1 protein-coding gene is annotated in these 2,518 nt (G+C 73.9%); it reads left to right on the top strand.

Annotated elements, in window-relative coordinates; translation table 11 throughout:
- Positions 1-3: 3 nt before the first annotated feature.
- Positions 4-2,518: acyltransferase domain-containing protein (locus tag EAO75_RS44605; protein ID WP_410092923.1), on the top strand; the 2,515-nt coding region annotated here is incomplete at its 3' end.

Here is a 2,518-nt window from a genome sequence, read left to right as displayed (position 1 = left end):
CACGTGGACTGGTCGACGGGTGCGGTGGAGTTGCTGCGGGAGGAGCGGTCCTGGCCGCAGGGTGAGCGTCCGCGCCGGGCCGGTGTGTCGTCCTTCGGCATCAGCGGCACGAACGCCCACGTCATCCTCGAAGAAGCCCCGACCGTGCCCTCCCCGCGTCGGCCCGAGTCCCCGACCCCGGTGCCGGTCGTTCCCTGGGTGCTGTCGGGCCGCAGTCAGCAGGCCGTGGACGCACAGGCCGAACGGCTGACCGCCTTCCTGGCCGAGCGGCCCGAACTGTCCCCGCTCGACGTGGGGTTGTCCCTGGCCACGTCCCGTGCGGCGCTTGAGCACCGGGCCGTTGTCCTGGGCCCCGACCTCGACGCGCTGCGGTCGGGGCTGGCCGGGCCGACTGTGACCGGCGTGCTCACCGAGGGCCGTACCGCGTGGATGTTCACGGGGCAGGGCAGCCAGCGTCTCGGCATGGGACGCGAACTGCACGCCGCCTACGCGCAGTTCGCCCGTGCCTTCGACGAGACTGCTGGGTTGCTGGAGGCCGAGCTGGCCGACGCCGACGGCTTCCCCGTCCCCCTGCGATCCGTTCTCTTCGCCGCCGACGGCTCCGAAGCCGCCGCCCTCCTCGACCGCACCGGCTACGCACAAGCGGCCCTCTTCGCCGTCGAGACCGCGCTCGCGGCACTGCTGGACTCCTGGGGGCTGCGCCCCGACGTGGTGCTGGGCCATTCCATCGGCGAATACGCGGCTGCCTACACGGCCGGTGTCTTCGAACTCCCCGACGCCGTACGGCTGGTGGCGGCTCGGGCGCGGTTGATGCAGGCCCTGCCGGAGGGCGGCGCGATGGCCGCCGTCGAGGCGGACGAGGCAGAGCTCGCCGACCTGCTGACCACCGACGACGTGACGATCGCCGCCGTCAACGGTCCGGCCGCCGTGGTCGTTTCCGGCACAGAGGAGGGCGTCGAGCGGGTCATGGCGGCGGTGCGTGAACGCGGTCGCCGGGTCACCCGCCTCCGCGTGTCGCACGCCTTCCACTCCCCGCTCATGGAGCCGATGCTCGACGAGTTCACCGCGGTCGCCGAGCAGATCACCTACCGTCGGCCGATGCTGCCCGCCGTCAGCACCCTGACCGGTGCGGCGCTCGGCGACGGTGACTGGACCACCCCCGGCTACTGGGTACGCCAGGTGCGCGAGGCCGTCCGCTTCCAGGACGCGGCTCGCACGGCCATCGACGCCCTCGGCGCCGTACGCCTGCTCGAAGTCGGCCCCGACCCCCTGCTGTCCGCCCTGGTGGAACCGGCGTTCGCGCTGTCCGCGCTGCGCAGGAACCTGCCCGAGGCGGAGACCGCTCTGCGTGCCGTCGCCGAGCTGTACGTCCGGGGCACCGCCGTCCACTGGCCGGCCGTGTTCGAGGGCAGCGGTGCCGTACGGACGGCGCTGCCGACGTACGCGTTCCAGCGTGAGCGGTACTGGCTGCGCGACGCGGGCTCGGGCGGAGATGCGCGTGGCCTCGGGCTCAAGGCCGCCGACCACCCGTTGCTCGGCGCGGCCGTCCCCGTGGCCGGATCGGACGCGGTCCTGCTGACGGCGCGGCTGTCGACGGCCGTCGCACCGTGGCTCGCGGACCACGTCGTGGGCGACGCCGTCGTCGTACCGGGCACGGCACTCGTCGAACTCGCCCTGGCGGCGGCCGACCGCGTCGACTGCGACCGCGTCGACGAACTGACCCTCCAGGCCCCGCTGGTCCTCCCCGAGCAGAGCGCCGTCCAGATACAGATCGCCCTCGACGCCCCCGACGACATCGGCGCCCGCCCGCTGCGCCTGTACGCCCGTCCGGACCGCACCGAGGACGACTCCACCTGGACCCTGCACGCCGAGGGCACGGTGAGCGGCGGCAAGGCACCCGTCCAGTCCGTGGAGTTGCGGACCTGGCCTCCCACGGATGCCGCACCGATCGACATGACCGGGCTGTACGACCGGCTGGCCGAGACGGGCCTGCGCTACGGCAGCGCATTCCGCGGCCTGCGGCAGGTATGGGCCCGGGGCGAGGAACTGTACGTCGAGGCCGCGCTGCCCGAAGGGGCGGCGAGTGAAGCGACCGCCTTCGGACTGCACCCGGCGCTCCTGGACTCGGTGCTGCACGCCCTCGCTCTGCGCACGGACGAACAGCAGGGTGCCCTGCTGCCGTTCGCCTGGACCGGAGTGTCCTGCCACGCCGTCGGCGCGAGCCTCGTACGCGTCCGGATCGTCCCGCGCGGCTCCGGCACCTACGCCCTCCACGTCGCCGACGCCACCGGCGCACCCGTCGCCGCCGTCGAGTCACTGCTGCTGCGTCCGGCGTCGCCGGCCCGGTTCGCAGCCGGCGCTGCCGCCACCGGCGCGGAGCATCTCTACCGCGTGGAGTGGACCCCGGCCCCCGCCGGGAGCGACCGTCAACGCGCCCGCGAGATTGTCCAGCCGCTGCCGGGAGTTGAGCCCCGACTGGTCGGCCACCGCACGCCCCTGCCGCAGCACGGCGAGCACC

Source organism: Streptomyces sp. UW30 (assembly GCF_008042075.1).
Taxonomy (GTDB): domain Bacteria; phylum Actinomycetota; class Actinomycetes; order Streptomycetales; family Streptomycetaceae; genus Streptomyces.
The sequence above is the reverse complement of the archived record's forward strand: the minus strand, read 5'-3'. Positions and strand labels throughout refer to the sequence as shown.